Source organism: Geobacillus sp. GHH01 (assembly GCF_000336445.1).
Lineage (GTDB): Bacteria > Bacillota > Bacilli > Bacillales > Anoxybacillaceae > Geobacillus > Geobacillus zalihae.
The window spans coordinates 2,600,364-2,617,888 of the sequence record NC_020210.1; the positions used below are offsets into that span (position 1 = coordinate 2,600,364).

19 protein-coding genes and 1 other annotated feature (1 of these 20 only partly in view) are annotated in these 17,525 nt (G+C 54.0%); of the genes, 1 reads left to right on the forward strand and 18 read right to left on the reverse strand.

The window, feature by feature from the left end; all coding sequences use genetic code 11:
* Positions 1-89: 89 nt before the first annotated feature.
* The 6 genes from GHH_RS18430 to GHH_RS12885 all read right to left on the reverse strand — a co-directional run bounded on the left by GHH_RS18430 (position 90) and on the right by GHH_RS12885 (position 4,734).
* Entirely contained in the window at positions 90-233 is a 144-nt protein-coding gene (locus GHH_RS18430; protein WP_011232016.1) for a YrzI family small protein, read from the reverse strand.
* Between the two features lie 374 nt (positions 234-607).
* Entirely contained in the window at positions 608-856 is a 249-nt protein-coding gene (locus tag GHH_RS12865) for a YrhC family protein (protein WP_011232017.1), read from the reverse strand.
* Between the two features lie 62 nt (positions 857-918).
* The gene (locus tag GHH_RS12870) at positions 919-2,052 is read right to left on the reverse strand and encodes a bifunctional cystathionine gamma-lyase/homocysteine desulfhydrase (RefSeq protein WP_015375459.1); all 1,134 of its coding nucleotides are present in this window, start codon (positions 2,050-2,052) and stop codon (positions 919-921) included.
* A gap of 2 nt (positions 2,053-2,054) precedes the next feature.
* Positions 2,055-2,978: a PLP-dependent cysteine synthase family protein gene (locus GHH_RS12875; RefSeq protein WP_015375460.1), complete on the reverse strand. Its 924-nt coding sequence runs from the start codon at positions 2,976-2,978 to the stop codon at positions 2,055-2,057.
* 386 nt (positions 2,979-3,364) lie between these two features.
* Entirely contained in the window at positions 3,365-4,072 is a 708-nt protein-coding gene (gene mtnN / locus GHH_RS12880; protein WP_013524195.1) for a 5'-methylthioadenosine/S-adenosylhomocysteine nucleosidase, read from the reverse strand.
* A gap of 14 nt (positions 4,073-4,086) precedes the next feature.
* The gene (locus GHH_RS12885) at positions 4,087-4,734 is read right to left on the reverse strand and encodes a class I SAM-dependent methyltransferase (RefSeq protein WP_015375461.1); all 648 of its coding nucleotides are present in this window, start codon (positions 4,732-4,734) and stop codon (positions 4,087-4,089) included.
* Positions 4,735-4,922: 188 nt separating this feature from the next.
* Here GHH_RS12885 and GHH_RS12890 point away from each other — a divergent pair, with 188 nt between their 5' ends.
* Positions 4,923-5,132: a YrzA family protein gene (locus tag GHH_RS12890; protein WP_011232022.1), complete on the forward strand. Its 210-nt coding sequence runs from the start codon at positions 4,923-4,925 to the stop codon at positions 5,130-5,132.
* 113 nt (positions 5,133-5,245) lie between these two features.
* Here GHH_RS12890 and GHH_RS12895 read toward each other — a convergent pair whose 3' ends face one another.
* The 12 genes from GHH_RS12895 to alaS all read right to left on the reverse strand — a co-directional run bounded on the left by GHH_RS12895 (position 5,246) and on the right by alaS (position 17,400).
* Positions 5,246-5,869: a YrrS family protein gene (locus GHH_RS12895; RefSeq protein ID WP_020278376.1), complete on the reverse strand. Its 624-nt coding sequence runs from the start codon at positions 5,867-5,869 to the stop codon at positions 5,246-5,248.
* Between the two features lie 66 nt (positions 5,870-5,935).
* Positions 5,936-7,708 carry a penicillin-binding protein 2 gene (locus GHH_RS12900; protein WP_015375463.1) on the reverse strand — a complete coding sequence of 591 codons (1,773 nt, stop codon included), beginning with the start codon at positions 7,706-7,708 and terminating at the stop codon, positions 5,936-5,938.
* A 122-nt stretch (positions 7,709-7,830) separates the two neighbouring features.
* Entirely contained in the window at positions 7,831-8,307 is a 477-nt protein-coding gene (greA, locus tag GHH_RS12905; protein ID WP_011232025.1) for a transcription elongation factor GreA, read from the reverse strand.
* Between the two features lie 110 nt (positions 8,308-8,417).
* Positions 8,418-9,053 carry a uridine kinase gene (gene udk, locus GHH_RS12910; protein WP_011232026.1) on the reverse strand — a complete coding sequence of 212 codons (636 nt, stop codon included), beginning with the start codon at positions 9,051-9,053 and terminating at the stop codon, positions 8,418-8,420.
* A 1-nt stretch (position 9,054) separates the two neighbouring features.
* Complete coding sequence (locus GHH_RS12915) at positions 9,055-10,323, reverse strand: U32 family peptidase (protein WP_011232027.1); 1,269 nt, start codon at positions 10,321-10,323, stop codon at positions 9,055-9,057.
* Positions 10,324-10,341: 18 nt separating this feature from the next.
* A complete protein-coding gene (locus GHH_RS12920; protein WP_015375464.1) occupies positions 10,342-11,271 on the reverse strand; it encodes a peptidase U32 family protein in 930 nt (309 codons plus the stop codon).
* Entirely contained in the window at positions 11,268-11,921 is a 654-nt protein-coding gene (locus GHH_RS12925) for an O-methyltransferase (protein WP_015375465.1), read from the reverse strand. Before GHH_RS12925 ends, GHH_RS12920 begins: the two co-directional genes overlap by 4 nt.
* Positions 11,922-12,358: 437 nt before the next feature.
* Positions 12,359-13,450: an endolytic transglycosylase MltG gene (mltG, locus tag GHH_RS12930; RefSeq protein WP_011232030.1), complete on the reverse strand. Its 1,092-nt coding sequence runs from the start codon at positions 13,448-13,450 to the stop codon at positions 12,359-12,361.
* A gap of 241 nt (positions 13,451-13,691) precedes the next feature.
* Entirely contained in the window at positions 13,692-13,991 is a 300-nt protein-coding gene (locus GHH_RS12935; RefSeq protein ID WP_015375466.1) for a DUF1292 domain-containing protein, read from the reverse strand.
* A 15-nt stretch (positions 13,992-14,006) separates the two neighbouring features.
* Positions 14,007-14,423, reverse strand: coding sequence for a Holliday junction resolvase RuvX (gene ruvX, locus GHH_RS12940; protein ID WP_011232032.1), 417 nt, complete (start codon positions 14,421-14,423; stop codon positions 14,007-14,009).
* Between the two features lie 4 nt (positions 14,424-14,427).
* Positions 14,428-14,694, reverse strand: coding sequence for an IreB family regulatory phosphoprotein (locus GHH_RS12945; protein ID WP_015375467.1), 267 nt, complete (start codon positions 14,692-14,694; stop codon positions 14,428-14,430).
* 69 nt (positions 14,695-14,763) lie between these two features.
* Entirely contained in the window at positions 14,764-17,400 is a 2,637-nt protein-coding gene (gene alaS / locus GHH_RS12950; RefSeq protein ID WP_015375468.1) for an alanine--tRNA ligase, read from the reverse strand.
* 46 nt (positions 17,401-17,446) lie between these two features.
* Positions 17,447-17,525, reverse strand: a binding site (T-box leader); it runs 146 nt beyond the window's last position.

Consider the following 17,525-nt stretch of genomic DNA (forward strand, 5'->3'; position numbering starts at 1 on the left):
TCAAGTCGAGTCTCCCGTCTGTTTCATCCACATCACAAGCCATACTGGTACAATTGACATGAATCTTCTCCCCTTTCATCTCCATTGTTTTAAAACAACCGTTGATGAGCGGAACATTTGCGGTCAAGCAACTCCTCCTCAGCTGCACGCGCGAACCGCTCCTCTTCGATGTTCCGTTGCCGCGGCTTTCTCCGCTCAATCGTGATCGTGATAAAAAACAAATGGATCGTCATACCCCCTCACCTCCTTTCCATGCAAAAAACCGCAGAAGGAAGGCGTTTCTGCGGCTAAGCGTACAAAAAGGCCGCAGAAAGCGAGACTACTCCCCTTCTGCGGCCTGATCGCTGTTTTTCGTCATCGGTGCACGTTCATTCCCGGTCGGCGGAAGGTCGAATAGCCGTTTGATAGAATGGATGCGTTACTGTTGTCCACATCATCATTGTCATTGTCTTCGACCTCCCTTTGGAAATGATGCTACGTAGGCAATTATATCCAAAATTATTTCCATTGTAAACCGTTTTTTTGCAAAATAGGCAAAAAGCTTGCTTTCCCTTGAACGCCAGCATGGTGGCTAAACAAAAACCCGCCTTTCGGCCAAAAGGCAGGTTTACGGTTCGAACCGCTTTTCTTCTTCCTCAAGACGGCGGGCATAGCGGGCGGCTTGGCGCAAACAGGAAAGCGACGCGGTAAAACAGACGGCGACTGCCAATAGGGCGAACGGCTTTTTCGCTGTCTCAACCGCTCCTGGGATGATCGTTCCGAAATAGAGAAACGCTCCAAACGCGAACAAGACGAGGCTGTATGTTTTAAAGTCGCCCGCCTTGGCCCGCAGCTCGTTTCGTTGCTGTTCGTTCAATCCCGATCCCTCCTCTCCCCTTTCACTGTATCATACATGGACGGAAGGGGGGAGCGGCAATTTCAGCCAAGCGCCTGCGCCAAATCGTCAAGCAGATCGTTGACATCTTCAAGCCCGACCGACAAACGGATCAGGCCGTCGGTAATGCCGAGCTGTTCGCGCCGTTCCTTCGGGATCGAGGCGTGCGTCATTTTCCCTGGCAACGAAATTAAACTTTCGACCGCCCCTAAGCTTTCGGCAAGCGTAAAGTAGCGCACGCGCGACAGCACGTTCTCGGCGCGCTCCAAGCTGCCGACATCAAACGAAATCATGCCGCCAAATCCGCGCATTTGCTTTTTCGCCAACTCGTGGTTCGGATGATCCGGAAGACCTGGATAATGGACGCGCTTGACCGCCTTGTGTTCAGCCAAAAAAACAGCGATTTGGCGCGCATTTTCTTCATGTTCCTCCATCCGCACGGCGAGCGTTTTCATCCCGCGCATCAATAGCCATGAATCTTGCGGCCCGAGCACGCCGCCGGTTGAATTTTGCACGTAATGGAGCCGTTCGGCAAGCTCCGGCGTGCGGACAACCGCCAGCCCAGCGACGACGTCGCTATGGCCGCCTAAATATTTCGTCGCGCTATGGATGACGATATCGGCGCCAAGCTCAAGCGGCGTCTGAAAGTACGGAGTGGAAAACGTGTTATCGACGATCAATAGCAGCCCATGCGCACGGGCAATGGCGGCGGCGGCTTGCAAGTCAGTGATTTTCAACAGCGGGTTCGTCGGCGTTTCAATATAGATGGCTTTCGTATTCGGCCGGATGTGCGCCTCGATGTTGGCGACATCGCTCGTATCGACGAACGTCGCCTCAAGCCCGAACCGATTCAGCACGTTCGTCATGACGCGATACGTGCCGCCGTAGACATCGTCAGTGAGCACCAGATGGTCGCCGCTTTGAAACAACATCATGACGGCCGTAATTGCCGCCATACCGGAAGCGAACGCAAAGCCGGCTTCGCCGCCCTCGAGATCGGCGATCAGCTTCTCAAGCGCCGCGCGCGTCGGGTTGCCGGTGCGCGAGTATTCAAACCCTTTATGCTTTCCAACTTCTTCTTGCTTATACGTACTCACTTGATAAATCGGGACCGACACCGCTCCAGTATGCGGATCCCCCGGAATGCCGCCATGAATGAGCATTGTTTTCCGCCTCATCGTTACCTCCCACCTTCATAAATGTGTTTGCTTAAATAGCGTTCGCTCCCGTCCGGAAAAATGACGACGATATTCGTCCCTGGCTTTGCCTTCTCTGCTTCCATCAAAGCGGCATGAAACGCGGCGCCGGACGAACTGCCGACCAAAAGCCCCTCCTGTCTCGCCAGTTCGCTGACGCGCCGGAACGCGTCATCGTCCGCGATCGTGTAGATGGCATCAAAATAATCCGGATCCATAAACGGCGGCAAAAACTCCATGCCGATCCCTTCCGTCCGATGCGGACCCGGCTTGCCGCCGCCTAAAATCGAGCCTTCCGGTTCCACGATGACCGTTTTAATGGCCGGGTTTTTTTCTTTTAAAAACGTCGCTGTCCCCATAAACGTGCCGCCGGAGCCGGCGCCGGCGACAAAAATGTCGATCTGTCCGTCCAAATCGTCCCACAGCTCCGGACCGAGCGTCTTGTAATACGTCCTTGGATTGGCCGGGTTTTGGAACTGCTGGGGGCAATAGGCGCCTGGAATCGTGCGGGCGAGCTCCTCCGCTTTGCGGATTGCTCCTTCCATTCCCTCTTCAGTCGGTGTATGAACGATTTGCGCCCCGAGCGCCTTCATCAGCTGTTGTTTTTCGATGCTGAATTTTTCCGGCACACAAAAAATGATGTTCACATTTTTGCCGATCGCCGCCAGCGCCAGACCGATGCCGGTGTTGCCGGCCGTCGGCTCGATGATCGTGCCCCCCTCTTTCAGTTTTCCTGATGCAAACGCCTCGCGCAACAGCTCTTGTCCGAGCCGGTCTTTAATGCTTCCGCCAGGATTGAAGTATTCAAGCTTGGCGAACAGCCGAACGCCTTCCGAGAGGGGGAAGCGCGTAATTTCGACAACCGGCGTATGGCCGATCAACTCATGGATGCTTTTTGCTACGCGCATACAAGTCACTCCGTTTCTTCACGCTCAGTTTAGCAGCAAAACGGCGGTGTTTTGTTGTCTATATATAAGTTGAAACTTTGTTTTACATCCAGTAGAGCGCCCGCCGCATTCTACCAAACTGACTTGTATGAAGGAAAACAGAATCGAGCAATCGGAAAATCTTTATTACAACTTATATAGATGCAATTTGAAGCATCACCATTTGCAACTTTTACCGAGTATTCGATCGACTGTCGGGCGACCGAACAACGCAGCTTAAAGACCCATATATGGGTCTGTGAAGCAGGCGGTTGTTCGGTCTTCCGTCACGCCAAGGCGTGACGGAAGAAGCCTGCGGCTTGCCTCCGACAGTCGAGAACATAGACAAGCTGCTTTTTCGCTGCATCTTAATAGCGCTTCTGTTTCATAACGGAAAGCATCGACAAGACAAGTTCAGCCGAATGTTTCGCCGCCGTCTCCAAAAACTGTTCAAACGACACGTCCGACTCCTCACCAGCAATATCAGACAACGCCCGGATGATGACAAACGGCGTTCCAAATTGCACGCACACTTGGGCGATCGCCGCCGCTTCCATTTCGACGGCGCACAATTCCGGAAACTGACCGCGCACAAATTCGACTCGCTTTGGATCGTTCATAAACGAATCGCCGGTGGCGATCAAGCCGGTCACTGCCTGCAGGCCATCAAGCCGCGCCGCCGCCTGCTTGGCCGCCTCAACAAGCGCCTCATCCGCCCGGTAGCGCGCCGGCAGGCCAGGCACTTGCCCGTAAGCGTAGCCGAACGCGGTCACATCGACGTCATGATGGACGACTTCCTTGGAAATGACAAGATCTCCGACACGAAGCGAAGGCAAAAATCCGCCAGCTGACCCCGTGTTAATCACGAAGTCAGGGCGAAAGCGGTCAAGCAGAAGCGTCGTTCCCATGGCGGCGTTCACTTTGCCGATCCCGGATTTCAACAACACCGCCTCCACGCCGTCAAGGCGCCCTTTGGAAAATTCGCACCCGGCAATGACCGTTTCCTCGCGCCCTTCCATGCGCGAACGCAAAATCGCCACTTCCTCTTCCATGGCTCCAATAATGGCTGCTTTCATCGTTCTCCCTCTTTCTATGTCGTTTGTTTCACCGCCTCCATCACCCAGACGAACGCGTTTTGCTGCGCAAAGGAGGCGGAAAAGCCATGCTTGGAAAACAGTGATGCCAATACGTCAAGCGTCGTATAATATTCGCGTTCCAAATCGTCGGCCAAATCGTAGAAGCCGCGCGCCCGGGCTTCCTCAATCGCCTGGCGGAACGCCTCTTTGTCGCGAAACGCCGTATCGGCAAACACTATTTTACCACCCGGATGGAGCAATTGACTATATTTGGCCAGCGCTTCGTCTTTTTCCGCATCCGTCAAATGATGAAACGCATACGTGCTGGCGATCGTGTCGATCGGCTCCGGCGGTGTCGGAAATTGCAAAAAATCGCCGTCCAGAATGACCGCTCGCCCGCTGAGCTTTTCCGCCGCTTTTTTCCTCATCGGCGCCGATGGCTCGATCCCGTACACCTGCTTGCCGCGCTCAAGCAGCTTTTTCGTCAAGTTGCCTGTGCCGACGCCAAACTCGAGCACGACTTGGCCGGCTTTGTCGGCGACCGTGCTTAAAATGCGGTCATAACCGGCAAACACGTCTCGATATTGCTCATCGTATCCTTCGACCGATCGGTCATACGATTCCGCCCATTGCTCAAACAAGTCAAGAAACTCTCTGCCCATATGGTCACACCCCAAAAAAGTTTATAATTCCTATAAATATAGTATGTTTTTTCGTATTGCCTGCTCTTACTGTAGCATATGTTTTTCCCTTGTTCAACGATCATGTTCGTTCGTATTGTTCCCCCTTGTACTCCGGTGGATGAGGGCGGGAAAATTTGCTACACTGACAATGGAAAGGAGGAAGAACGATGCCGAACATTTCTCTTGATTTGATCGAGGACAAAATCGAATTTTTTGAAGCGGACGACTTGCGGACGCTCGAGAAAAAAATCAACGAACAAATTGAACATAACAAGGCGCTCTTGCTTTCCGTCCATCATGTATCCCATCAAATGCACGTCATGGAAAACGGAAAGCGGTGGTACAGCGCAGTCGTTCATTTCAAAGCGAAAAAATAACAGGCGCCCTTCGTTTTTGGGCGCCTGTGTATTTTTCCGCCGCTAATGAACCGCCATCGTTTCACTGATGCCGCCAAAGTTTCGAATATCTCCGCTTCCCCTCATCATGCCGCTTATGGCTTTTGCTTCAACTTTTGCACTTTCGTCGGCTTCCAGCCTTCGTTCGTCACCCATTCAATGTACACTTTGTAATGGGCGATTTGATCTTTCGTCGAAATCGTCGCGACTGCTTTGTTCGGCCCGTTGTTGCCGATGAACCAAACGATCATCTCCTCCGGGGCGATGCCGGTCGCATAGCTGACGGCATCGAGCATTTCCTTCCAGTCGACCGAATCTTTCTTAAACACCGTTTCATGCGGCTCCGTTTGCGTCGTACCGATCGGCTGCCATGCCGGGTTGACGATTTCTTTTTCAACGTTGGACCCCGGCGGGCCCGGCGTTTCTGTCATGCCCGCTTCGCTCGTTTCATCGGTGGAAGCAGCATCTTCTTCCTCGGCGGGCGTTTCGGCTTCCGCCGGCGCCGCCGCTTCGCCTGTTTCCACTTCCACCCGCTTCGCATTGGCCGCTTCTGTTTTGGCTTCGCGATCAACCGCCTTCTCGCTCGGTTGATCGCCAAACAGCAAGTTCCCGCCGACAATCAAAATGAGCAGCACGACAACGGCAATGGCTCCATTGAGCCAACGGTTGATTCTCCGCCGCTTGGCGCGGGCGGCAAAGCGTGTCCCCATTTGCGCCACCGTCTCCTCTCCCTTCTTTGGATGATGTTCGTGCTGGAAACATGGATTCCCCTTACATTTGGTTCGTCACTTCACTTCATTTTTGGCGTGGTCATAAGCATAAAGCGCCTCGACTGCGGCGGCGAACACATCATTCGTCGAGGCCCGCCCGCTCGGGCAGTCGAGCTCAACGACAGCGAGGGCGTATTTCGGGCGGTCGGCTGGAAAATAGCCAGCAAACCATTTATTAATGAATTCAGCACCGCCGTCCATTTTTCCTGTCTCCGCCGTCCCGGATTTGCCGGCGACCGGATACGGCAGCGAACGGAAGCGGCGGCCGGTGCCATCCTCTTTGGTGACAACGCTGCGCAAAAGCCGCTGCAGCTCTTCGGCCGTCTGCGGCGCGATCGGCGCCATGTCTGAAGCCGGTTGAGGCGGAAACGAAAAGAGGGTCGCACCGTTTTTATACAGCACTTTGTCAACGGCCCGCACCTGAAGCGCTTCGCCGCCGCGGGCGATGGTCGCCATCATGTTGGCGACGCCAAGCGGCGAGACGCGTACATTTTTTTGCCCGATCGCCGTTTGCGCCACCGCAAGCGGCACCCTCTTGTCGCGCGGATCATGCCAAATCGTTCCTTTCTGCTCCTCCGGGAACTGACGGAAATGCTCTTCATGGTACACCGCCCCTTCCCAGCCGGCCGTCGGATACAGCCCAAGCTTTCTCGCATACGTTTCAAACGCATCGGGATCGTGCTCGATCAACTGCTTGCCGAGCGTGGCGAAAGCATTGTTGCAACTGACGGCAAAGCTGTCCGCTAAATCAAGCATGCCGTAATCATGCTCCTCATCGCGGGTTTTGCCGTCAATTTTTCGGCTGCAGTCAAACGTTGTCTCAAGCGAGGCGAGCCCCTCATCAAGCGCCGCGGCCGCAATGACTGTTTTAAAAATCGAGCCAGGGATTTGCGGCAACACGATTTGGTTTTCCGCCCCGCGGTTTTTGTACGGATCACGCGGGTCCATGTTTGGGCGGCTGACCATGGCGAGCACACTGTTTGTGTCAATATCCAGCAAAACGAGACCGCCTTTTTTCAACCCGTATCGGTCAACGATCTGCTCCATCTCTTGCTGCAAGTCACGGTCAAGCGTCGTTTGCACGGTGACGGGATAAAACGGGTTGCCCGTATCGCTGTATTTGACATCGAGCCCAAACAGCGGCCGCCCTTCGGCGTCAACGTGATAAAGCAGCTTCGTTTCGCCGTCGGCGAGCAAAAATTCATCAAACGCCTTCTCAAGTCCTTGAATGCCCACTTCGGTCTTTGGCGGCAGCGGCCGTTTTGGATAACGCTTCTTGATGAGCTCCTGATCTGGACGGGTGAAGCCAAGCAAATGCGGGGCGTACACCGTTTCCAGCGGATATTGCTTGTTGACGGCAAATACCCCCGGAATGCGCAAATCGTTAATTTGCTTCATTTGCTGGGCGCTCAAGGCGAGCGGCTCTCCATCCTTCTCTAAGACGAACGGACCGTCCTCCTGCTCAAGTTGGCGGCGAATCTCTTCTTCAGAGACGCCGGCGATGCGGGCGACTTGTTCCATCGGCCATTTCATTGCCGTTAAAAACGGGAATAAGACAAGCGACGGTACGTATCGCTTCGTGAGCGGCGCGCCATTTCGGTCGACGAACGAGCCGCGCCCGTCGTCAATGATCAGTTCTTGTGTCCGCTGGGCGACGCTTTCGGCAATTAAATTATGATTGGCGAACGACTCGGCGTCAATCAGCTGGATCTGCGCCAATCGCCCGACAAGCAACAACAAGCCCAGTTGAATGAGGGCGAGCATGGCAAGCGTTCGTTTTTTCCACATAAAGAAAACACCTCATCATCAAGTGTTGACGAGGTGTTTCCGTTTGAAACGTCAAGCGGCGGCAATTTTCTTCGCTTCGCTTCGCACACCGCCGCTTGTTCAGGTCGGCCGCCTCCTGCTTCTTATTTCACAGCCACGATTTTCACAAGCATTTCCCCGCCCGGCGTTTGCACCGTCACCTCATCGCCGACGCGGCGGCCGAGAAGCGATTTCGCAATCGGCGAGTCGTTGGAAATTTTCCCTTCAAACGGATCGGCTTCAGCGCTGCCGACGATCGTATACGTCTCTTCCTCGCCGTCTGGAAGTTCAATGAACGTGACCGACTTGCCGAGCGAGACGACGTCCGGGTTTTCTTTGTCTTCTTCAATGATGACGGCGTTGCGGATCATGTTTTCAAGCATTTGGATGCGCGATTCGACAAACGCCTGCTCATCTTTGGCAGCATCGTACTCCGAGTTTTCCGACAAATCCCCGAACCCGCGCGCAATCTTAATGCGCTCCACCACTTCTTTCCGCTTGACCGTTTTTAAGTACTCAAGCTCTTGTTCCAGTTTCTCTTTTCCCTCTTTCGTCATCGGATACTGCTTTTCGTTCGCCATTCATCTCACTCCTCTATATATTCTGCATTATGTAAAACGTACGAACAGCAAAAACGGCTGTTCGTACGCTTACTTGTTATATAATATATTGTTTTGTCTCTGTTATGTTATTACAAAACCGCTTTTTGTTCAAGAACTGTGCGAATTTTTGCCACCATTAAATCGATGGCGACGACGTTCTGTCCGCCTTCCGGAATGATCACATCCGCGTAGCGCTTCGTCGGTTCGACAAACTGGTTGTGCATCGGCCGGACGACGGACAAATATTGCTCGATGACCGAATCGAACGTGCGGCCGCGCTCTTTAATATCGCGGATGAGACGGCGGATGATGCGGATGTCCGGGTCGGTGTCGACATATACTTTAATGTCCATTAAATTGCGGAGTCGCTCATCCTCCAAGACAAGAATGCCCTCCACGATGATGACATCCTTTGGCTCCACGCGAATGACGTCGCTTGAGCGAGTGTGCAGCGTATAATCGTACACCGGCTTGTCAATCGGCTCATAGCGAAGCAGCTTATGAATATGCTCAATCAACAAATCGTTGTCAAACGCCAGCGGATGGTCATAGTTCGTCTTCAGCCGCTCTTCAAACGGAAGATGGCTTTGATCTTTATAGTAAAAGTCTTGCTCCAAAACAAGGATCGAGCGGTCGCCGAAATGGTCGTAAATCGCGCGGGCGACGCTCGTCTTCCCCGAGCCGGAGCCGCCGGCGACGCCGATGACAACGGGCTTCTTCCCCATCTTAATTCTCCTTTCTCATCATGTTGTACGGGAAGAGAGGGCGCTTGACCTTAAACTTCACGATTTGCAGCGGATGGCGCGCCGCATCAAGCTCGTTGCCGTCTTCGTCCCAAATTTTCTCAATCACTTGGGTGAAGTTTTCAATTTCCGGACCGAAAAATTCGACTTCATCGCCCGGGCGGAAATGGTTGCGCTGCTGGACGGTGGCGATGCCCGTCTCCGGGTCATAGCCAAGCACCAAACCGGCGAATTCATGAGTCGTTTTCCGGCTGTGCGTCCCGTACATATGGTTCGTATAATCCGGGAAGCCGTCAAAGAACGACGGCGCCGTCTCGCGGTTGGCGCATTTCTCCAGCTCCCGCACCCACTCTTCGCGGATCGTGAAATGGTCTGGGTCAGCGCAGTAGGCATCAATGACTTTCCGGTAGACACTGACAACCGTCGCCACGTAATGGATCGATTTCATCCGCCCTTCAATTTTCAAGCTATCCACACCCAATTCGATCATCACCGGAATGGCGCGGATTAAGTTCAAATCTTTCGCGCTCATCGCAAACGGAGCGTCCCCTTTTTCAAACAACGGAATTTCCCGGCCGTCCGAGAGCTGATACAAATCGTAATCCCAGCGGCACGACTGGCAGCATCCGCCGCGGTTTGAGTCGCGCGCCGTCATATGGTTGCTCAATACACAGCGGCCGGAGTAGGCGGAACACATCGCCCCATGGATGAACGCCTCGATTTCAATATCGACTTTCTCTTTGATCTGCCGGATTTCTTCTGCGCCCACTTCACGAGCGAGCACAACCCGCTCGAGCCCTTCCTCTTTCCAAAATTGGACCGCTTTCCAGTTGGTAAGCGATTGCTGCGTGCTTAAATGCACTTCAAGCTTCGGCGCCACCCGGCGCGCCGTTTCGATGATGAGCGGGTCGGCGACGATGATGCCGCAAACACCGGCATCTTCAAGCGCCCGCAAATAGTCATCAAGGCCAGGGATGTTTTCGTTATGGGCGTAAATATTGGCCGTTACGTATACTTTGGCTCCGTATCGATTGGCAAATTCGACCCCTTCGCGAATTTCCTCGATCGTAAAGTTGTCGGCGTTGGCGCGCAAGCTGTACTCTTGGCCTCCGATAAAGACGGCGTCTGCGCCGTAATGGACGGCGATTTTCAGTTTTTCCAAGTTGCCGGCCGGGGCGAGCAGCTCTGGCTTTTTCACAATGACGCGCTTGCCGTCAATGATTTCGGAGATGCGATCATTTTTTAAAAGCATGCTGCTTCCCTCCTTTTCTCAATAAATGGTCTCTTTGAAGAAAAATCCGGTGTCGATGCGGCGATGCGGCGGCTGAAGCGCTTCAACGGCCGCAAGCAGCTCCTCTTTTTCCCGTTCGTACCGCTCGCGGTCATCGGCGCATAAATCGATGGCGCGGCGGTACAGCTTCGTCACTTCGGTAATGTAGCGCGGCTCGTGCAAAATCCCGTCAATTTTAAAGCTGTCGATGCCGGCCTCGACCATGTCGCCGAGCTCATCGATCATGCAAACATCGTTCGGGCTCATAATATGCGTGCCGTTTTCGTCTTCAAAAATCGGATATTTGTTGTCGCGCTCTTTGTCGTAAAGAAACATCCCTTTTTCGTACTTCTTCCGTTCAACTTCCATCACTTTCTCTTGATATTCAAAATAGCTGCCGATCAGCGAGCGCTTCGATTGGTACATGCACATCGCGCCGTGCACTTGCACCTCGATTTCCACTTCGGCATGGGCTTTGATTTCCAAAATGGCGTCCATGTTCAACTCGCGGGCCAAGACGGCGCGCTTCGCCCCTTTCCGGCCCCAATAGTTGCACGCATACCAGTTCGTCGCTGTCGTCTCCGTGCTCCAGTGGAGCTTCATGTGCGGCGCCGTTTCTCGGACAGTCAAGAGCACCGCGGGATCGCCGAAGACGATGGCATCGGCGCCGACATCAGCCAAAAACGCGACGTAGTCGCCAAGCTCGTCCACTTTATCGTTATGGAAAATGGCGTTCATCGCCACATACACGTTCATGCCGCGCCGGTGGGCGGCTTTGACGGCGGCAGCGACATCATGGCGGGAAAATTCGCCGGCAAGCCGCAAACCGTAGCGCTGCTCGCCAATGATGACCGCGTCCGCTCCGGCTTCAGCCAGCTCGTCGATATGGGCAACGCTCGTCGGCGTCACGAGCAATTCGGGTTTTTTCACTGTTCTTCACCTCGTTTTTTCGATATGGCGAGCCCATCGCCGACCGGAATGATGACCGTATCATAACCGCTTCGACTCATGAGCCACTCATTGTAGCGGCGAATTTTTCGGGCGATGTTCCAAAGCCGTCGATTGTCCGCCGGCGCTTCGGCGGCGACGAGCCCCTTAAACAGGACGTTGTCGCTGATGATGAGGCCGCCTGCAGCCACAAACGGCTCATAGAGCGTAAAAAAGCGCTCATATTGCCCTTTGGCGGCATCAATAAACAGCACATCAAACGGCGCGGCGGCCGCCACACCGGCCTCGACCGCGAGCGCATCGCCCAACACCGACTCGATTTGCCGCTTGGTGTTCGTCTTTTCGATGTAAAAACGGGCGCGCTCATACCGCTCCCGGTCTTTTTCGATCGTCACAATGCGCGCGTCCGGCAGCGCCTTTGCCATCCGGATCGCCGAATAGCCGATCGCCGTGCCGATTTCCAAAATGCGGCGCGGCCTGATCAGCTTCAAGATGAATAACAGCACTTCGACGCTCACCGGATCCATGATCGGTATGCGGTGCCGATAGGCGTACTGCTCCATCTCCTCAATGTCCTCATCCGGCGCCGGACGCAGCTTTTGCAAGTACGAAACAATGTCATTGGAAAGCAAGAGGAATTCCTCCCTGCCGTCAGCAAACTGAAAAGCGCTCGCCAAAGTTGAACTATATAGATGCAACGAAGAAGTTTAATATATCCTTGACGGAAAAGCGGTTTGCCCATTTTCGACTGACGGAGGCAAGCCTGTGGCTTGCCTCCGTCACGCCTTGGCGTGACGGAAGACCGAACAACCGGCCTGCTTCACAGACCCATATATGGGTCTTTAAGCGGCGTTGTTCGGTCGCCCGACAGTCGATCAAATACTCGGGAAAAACTACAAATGGTAAAGCTTCCAATTGCATCTATATACAACCCGGCATTTGCGCTTTGTCGTCATGAAAAATAAGAGCCGCAAAGGACTCTTATCGTTGGTCTGTTCAACTATACTACCATAAAACAGCGGAAAAGCGAAGCCGTTTCACCCCACCGGCCATTACCTTCCGTTTTGACCTATTGTTTTCCAATATGCTTCGCCTTTTCCCGGTTATGCTCGGCCAACGTTTTCGTAAAAATGACCTCGCCGCCCGGTGTCGCCAAAAAGTATAAATAGTCGGTCGCCGCCGGTTCAAGCGCCGCTTCGATCGACATTACGCCGGCGTTGGCGATCGGCCCCGGCGGCAGCCCTTTATGAATGTACGTGTTGTACGGCGAATTGACCTGCAAATCTTTATACAACACACGCTCTTTATGTTCGCCAAGGGCGTACAAAACGGTCGGGTCGGTTTGAAGCGGCATGCCGCGGTGCAGCCGATTGTAAAACACGCTGGCGATTTTTTGGCGGTCAGCTTTTTCCGTCGCCTCTTCCTCAATGAGCGACGACATCGTCAACAGCTGATGCGGCGACATGTTCTTTTCTTTCATCGCTGCCTTATATGTGTCAAGCACAGCTGCCGTTTTCGCCACCATCGCCTCAATGATCTCTGAGAGCGGCGGCTTTTCGTCAGCAAACACATACGTCGCCGGGAACAAGTAGCCTTCCAGCGGATAGCGGATGCCTTTCCGAAAAATATCATCAGTCAACAAATCCGGGTGCATTTTCATCAGCCGTTCGATATACGCGCGATCGTTAAGCAATTTCATAATCTGTTCTTGTTTGTACCCTGTTTTCGCGGCAATGAGGTCAGCGATTTGCACCAATTGCGACCCTTCCGGAACGGTCAGCTTCAATCCGATTTTTAGCGATTTCCCCGTTTTTAACAGCTCAATGATGCGCGCCATTGGCATCGCCCGCGTCAACTCATACTCCCCAGCCTGGAAGCCGGATTCATTTTTCCAGCGGACATATAAGCGAAACACGGCCGCGCTTTTAATGAGCCGCTTTTGTTCGAGCTGCTCGGCAATCGCCGCCGCCGATGAACCGATCGGAATCGAGACATGGACCGGGGTGCGGTCATTCGGGTCGACGGGCTTAAGCGCTGAACGGATGTATAAGAAACTGCTGGCGCCGGCAATGACAAACGCCGCCAGCAGAACAGCACAGACAATCAAGACGATTTTCCGCACAAGCCGCGCCTCTGGCGCCCTAAAATCGTTCTGTTTCATCTTTGTCCTCCTTTCACCCGGCCATATTATACTACAAAGTTCCGCATTTTTCGCCCTTGACGGTCAAAAAATGCAAAGCCAGGGGAGGAAACGCGCCGGTCAATCGAAGCCCTTCGCAACATTTGTCGGACAAACAAGAAGATGTCTGAACCATTGCATGGAACACAACTTATCGTTTCTCAGCACATAATACGACAATAAGAAAAGGGGCCCCGATCCTTTTGGCCCCCTCTGCTGTCCGTTATTCGCCGTCTTCCTCTTCCTGTTCAGCACAAAACGTATTCCATACTTCTTCGATCATGTCCCACTCTTCTTCCGTCTCGATTGGGAGCAGTTCGCCTTCTTTGTTCTCATCCCCAGGGATGAAGGCGGAAACGTGCACTTCCGTCTCGCCGTCCTCGTCTTCGGCTTCGACGCCGACCGGATAGTAAAACACATACGATTTGCCGAAATCATCTGATTCAAACGTAAACAAAATTTCGCACAGCTGCTCGTTGCCATGTTCGTCGACAACCGTAATATGACGGTCTCCGTGTTCCATGTTTTCTCCTCCAATTTATCGTTTACTGTCCAAATATGACTGCAAAATGACGGCCGCCGCCATTTTGTCGATCACTTTCCGCCGCTTTTTCCGGCTGACGTCGGCAGCGATCAACATCCGTTCGGCGGCCATCGTCGACAGCCGTTCATCCCAAAGCACAACGGGCAAAGAAAACTCCTCGCGCAATTTGGCGGCGAACCGCTCGCTTGCCTCAGCGCGCGGCCCGAGCGTGCCGTTCATGTTTTTCGGCCACCCGACGACAATCGTATCGACGCCGTACTCATCGATGATGGCGCGCAGCCGCTTTAAGCCGTAGTCGCCGCGCTCCGTATCAATGGCGATCGTTTCCAATCCTTGCGCTGTAAGGCCGAGTTCGTCGCTAACGGCAACGCCGAGCGTTTTCGTTCCCAAATCTAATCCTAGCGTCCGCATCAGGTTAATCCTTTCGTTGCCCCTGTAAATAGAATTTCACCAATTCCTCGATTAATTCGTCGCGTTCGATTTTGCGGATGAGCGCGCGCGCATCTTTATGGCGCGGAATGTAAGCCGGGTCGCCGGACAGCAGGTAGCCGACAATTTGGTTGATCGGGTTGTAGCCTTTTTCTTGCAAGGCGTCATACACCGTCAACAACACTTCGCGGACATTCGTTTCCGCCGGCTCTTCGGAAAAATGAAACTGCATCGTTTGATCAAACGAGCTCACCGTTTCCACCTCGCTCTTTGTTCGGGCCATCCCCTTCTCTTACATCCATTGTACACGATCCGCGCCCATTTAGGAAATGGATTTCACCCACGTTTCGACATAGTTGAGCGCCTCGGCGACTTTCTGCGCATCTTTGCCGCCTGCCTGCGCCAAATCCGGCCGTCCGCCGCCTCCTCCGCCGCAGCGTGACGCCACTTCTTTCACCAGTTTGCCGGCGTGGAATCCTTTTTTCACCAAATCGTCCGTTACTGCGGCAATCAGTTGCACTTTTCCGCCCTGGGCGGACGCCAACACGATGACCGCCGTGCCGAGCTTTTGTTTCAAATCATCAGCCATGGCCCGCAGTTGGTTCATGTCATTGGCCTGCACTTTTGCCGCCAACACCGGCACGCCGTTTACATCTTTCACTTGACGGGTGAGGTGCTCAGCTTCCATATGGGCGAGGCGGGCAGCAAGCGATTCATTTTCGCGCTCGAGCTCTTTCAGCACGGCAAACAGTCCGTCAAGACGCGCATTCAATTCTTTCGGGCTTGTTTTCAGTTTTTGCGCCGCCTCTTGCAAAATAGCAAGCTGTTCGCTCATAAAGCGGTATGCCGCTTCCCCGGTCACCGCTTCAATCCGGCGCGTGCCGGCGCCGATGCCGGACTCGGAGACGATTTTAAACAACCCGATGGCTGATGTGTTGGGCACATGGCAGCCGCCGCACAGCTCGAGGCTGTAGTCGCCGACTTTGACGACGCGGACGATGTCGCCGTATTTTTCGCCAAACAGCGCCATCGCGCCCATCGCTTTCGCTTCCTCGAGCGGTTTATAAAAAATGTCAACCGGGAGGCTTTTCCAAATTTGTTCGTTGACGATGGCTTCGATGCGCTCGAGCTCCTCTGGCTTCACTTGCCCAAAATGGGTGAAGTCAAAACGAAGCCGGTCCGGGGCGACAAGCGACCCCGCTTGGTTGACATGGCGGCCGAGCACGTCTTTTAGCGCTTGATGGAGCAAATGGGTCGCCGTATGGTTTTTTACGATGCGCATCCGCTTTGCTTCATCGACGCGCGCCGTATAGCGGGATCCTTTTTTCACCGTTCCGCGTTCGACGATGATCGCATGAAGATGTTGGCCGTTCGGCGCTTTTTGCACATCTTTGACGACTGCTGTTCCTGTTTCGCTTTCAAACACGCCTTGGTCAGCGATTTGTCCGCCGCTTTCGGCGTAAAATGGCGTCACATCGACGATGATTTGCGCCTCTTCGCCGGCTTTCACTTCCTCGACAAGCCGCCCGTCTTTGACGATGGCGATGACCGTCGATGCGGCAACAAGCTCATCGTAGCCGACAAACCGGCTTTCATCTTTAATGTCACCGAGCACTCCGCCTTGGACTTGCATCGAATCGACATCTTGCCGGGCCGCGCGCGCCCGTTCGCGTTGCCGCTCCATCTCGCGCTCAAATCCGGCATGGTCGACCGTCATGCCCGCTTCAGCGGCGTACTCTTCCGTCAGCTCGATCGGAAAGCCGTACGTATCATACAGGCGGAACGCTTCCTCGCCCGGAATGACACGGCTTCCTTGCTCTTTCGCCTTTTCGATCACCTCCGCCAATATGGCGAGCCCTTCATGGAGCGTTTCATGGAACCGTTCTTCTTCCGTCCGGATGACGCGGGCGATGAAATCGGCTTTTTCTTTCACCTCCGGATAGTAGTCGTGCATAATCTCGCCGACGACCGGGACGAGTTCGTACATAAACGGACGTTCAATGCCGATATGTTTCGCATAGCGCACCGCGCGGCGGAGCAGGCGGCGCAGCACATAACCGCGGCCCTCATTTGACGGCAGCGCCCCGTCGCCGATCGCGAACGTCACGGCGCGAATATGGTCGGCGATCACCTTAAAAGCGACGTCTTTGTCCGGATCTTCGCCATACCGCTCGCCGGCGATCTGCTCGGTCGCGCGGATGATCGGCAGGAACAAGTCGGTTTCAAAGTTCGTCGGCACGTCTTGCAAAATCGAGCACATCCGCTCCAAGCCCATGCCGGTGTCGATGTTTTTCTTCGGCAGCGGCGTGTACGTGCCGTCCGGGTTATGGTTAAACTGCGAAAAGACAAGGTTCCATACTTCTAAATAGCGGTCATTTTCCCCGCCTGGGTACAGCTCCGGATCGTTCGGGTCGTTGCCGAACGCTTCGCCGCGGTCGTAAAAGATTTCCGTGTTCGGACCGCTCGGGCCTTCGCCGATGTCCCAGAAGTTTCCTTCAAGGCGAATGATTCGCTCTTTTGGCAAGCCGATTTCGTTGCGCCAAATGTTGTACGCTTCCTCGTCTTCCGGATGGACGGTAACGGACAACCGTTCCGGATCAAAACCGATCCATTTGTCGCTCGTCAAAAACTCCCATGCCCAATGGATCGCTTCGCGCTTGAAGTAATCGCCGATCGAAAAGTTGCCGAGCATTTCAAAAAACGTATGGTGGCGCGCCGTTTTCCCGACGTTTTCGATGTCGTTGGTGCGGATCGATTTTTGCGCGTTGCAAATGCGCGGGTTTTCCGGAACGATGCGCCCGTCAAAGTATTTTTTCAACGTCGCGACGCCGCTGTTGATCCACAACAGCGACGGGTCGTCGACCGGAATGAGCGATGCGCTCGGCTCAACCGCATGGCCTTTTTCTTGGAAAAACTCTAAAAACATGCGCCGCACTTGGGCGGATGTCAGCTTTTTCATGATGATCCTCCCCTTTCGCCTTTTATATAAAAAAACTCCCATCCCCTGCAGGGACGAGAGTTATGCTCGCGGTACCACCCTGTTTATGGGCAAAAAACGCCCATCACCTCTTTGGCCGTAACGCA

What these genes read in the sequence shown, in the direction of transcription:
- greA (WP_011232025.1), bottom strand. Translation starts at nt 8,307, where the DNA reads ATGGCGAACGAAAAGCAGTATCCGATGACGAAAGAGGGAAAAGAGAAA.
- GHH_RS12875 (WP_015375460.1), bottom strand. Translation starts at nt 2,978, where the DNA reads ATGCGCGTAGCAAAAAGCATCCATGAGTTGATCGGCCATACGCCGGTT.
- GHH_RS12900 (WP_015375463.1), bottom strand. Translation starts at nt 7,708, where the DNA reads ATGTGGAAAAAACGAACGCTTGCCATGCTCGCCCTCATTCAACTGGGC.
- mtnN (WP_013524195.1), bottom strand. Translation starts at nt 4,072, where the DNA reads ATGAAAGCAGCCATTATTGGAGCCATGGAAGAGGAAGTGGCGATTTTG.
- mltG (WP_011232030.1), bottom strand. Translation starts at nt 13,450, where the DNA reads ATGAAACAGAACGATTTTAGGGCGCCAGAGGCGCGGCTTGTGCGGAAA.
- GHH_RS12870 (WP_015375459.1), bottom strand. Translation starts at nt 2,052, where the DNA reads ATGAGGCGGAAAACAATGCTCATTCATGGCGGCATTCCGGGGGATCCG.
- udk (WP_011232026.1), bottom strand. Translation starts at nt 9,053, where the DNA reads ATGGGGAAGAAGCCCGTTGTCATCGGCGTCGCCGGCGGCTCCGGCTCG.
- GHH_RS12885 (WP_015375461.1), bottom strand. Translation starts at nt 4,734, where the DNA reads ATGGGCAGAGAGTTTCTTGACTTGTTTGAGCAATGGGCGGAATCGTAT.
- GHH_RS12890 (WP_011232022.1), top strand. Translation starts at nt 4,923, where the DNA reads ATGCCGAACATTTCTCTTGATTTGATCGAGGACAAAATCGAATTTTTT.
- GHH_RS12935 (WP_015375466.1), bottom strand. Translation starts at nt 13,991, where the DNA reads ATGGAACACGGAGACCGTCATATTACGGTTGTCGACGAACATGGCAAC.
- GHH_RS18430 (WP_011232016.1), bottom strand. Translation starts at nt 233, where the DNA reads ATGACGATCCATTTGTTTTTTATCACGATCACGATTGAGCGGAGAAAG.
- ruvX (WP_011232032.1), bottom strand. Translation starts at nt 14,423, where the DNA reads ATGCGGACGCTAGGATTAGATTTGGGAACGAAAACGCTCGGCGTTGCC.
- GHH_RS12915 (WP_011232027.1), bottom strand. Translation starts at nt 10,323, where the DNA reads ATGCTTTTAAAAAATGATCGCATCTCCGAAATCATTGACGGCAAGCGC.
- alaS (WP_015375468.1), bottom strand. Translation starts at nt 17,400, where the DNA reads ATGAAAAAGCTGACATCCGCCCAAGTGCGGCGCATGTTTTTAGAGTTT.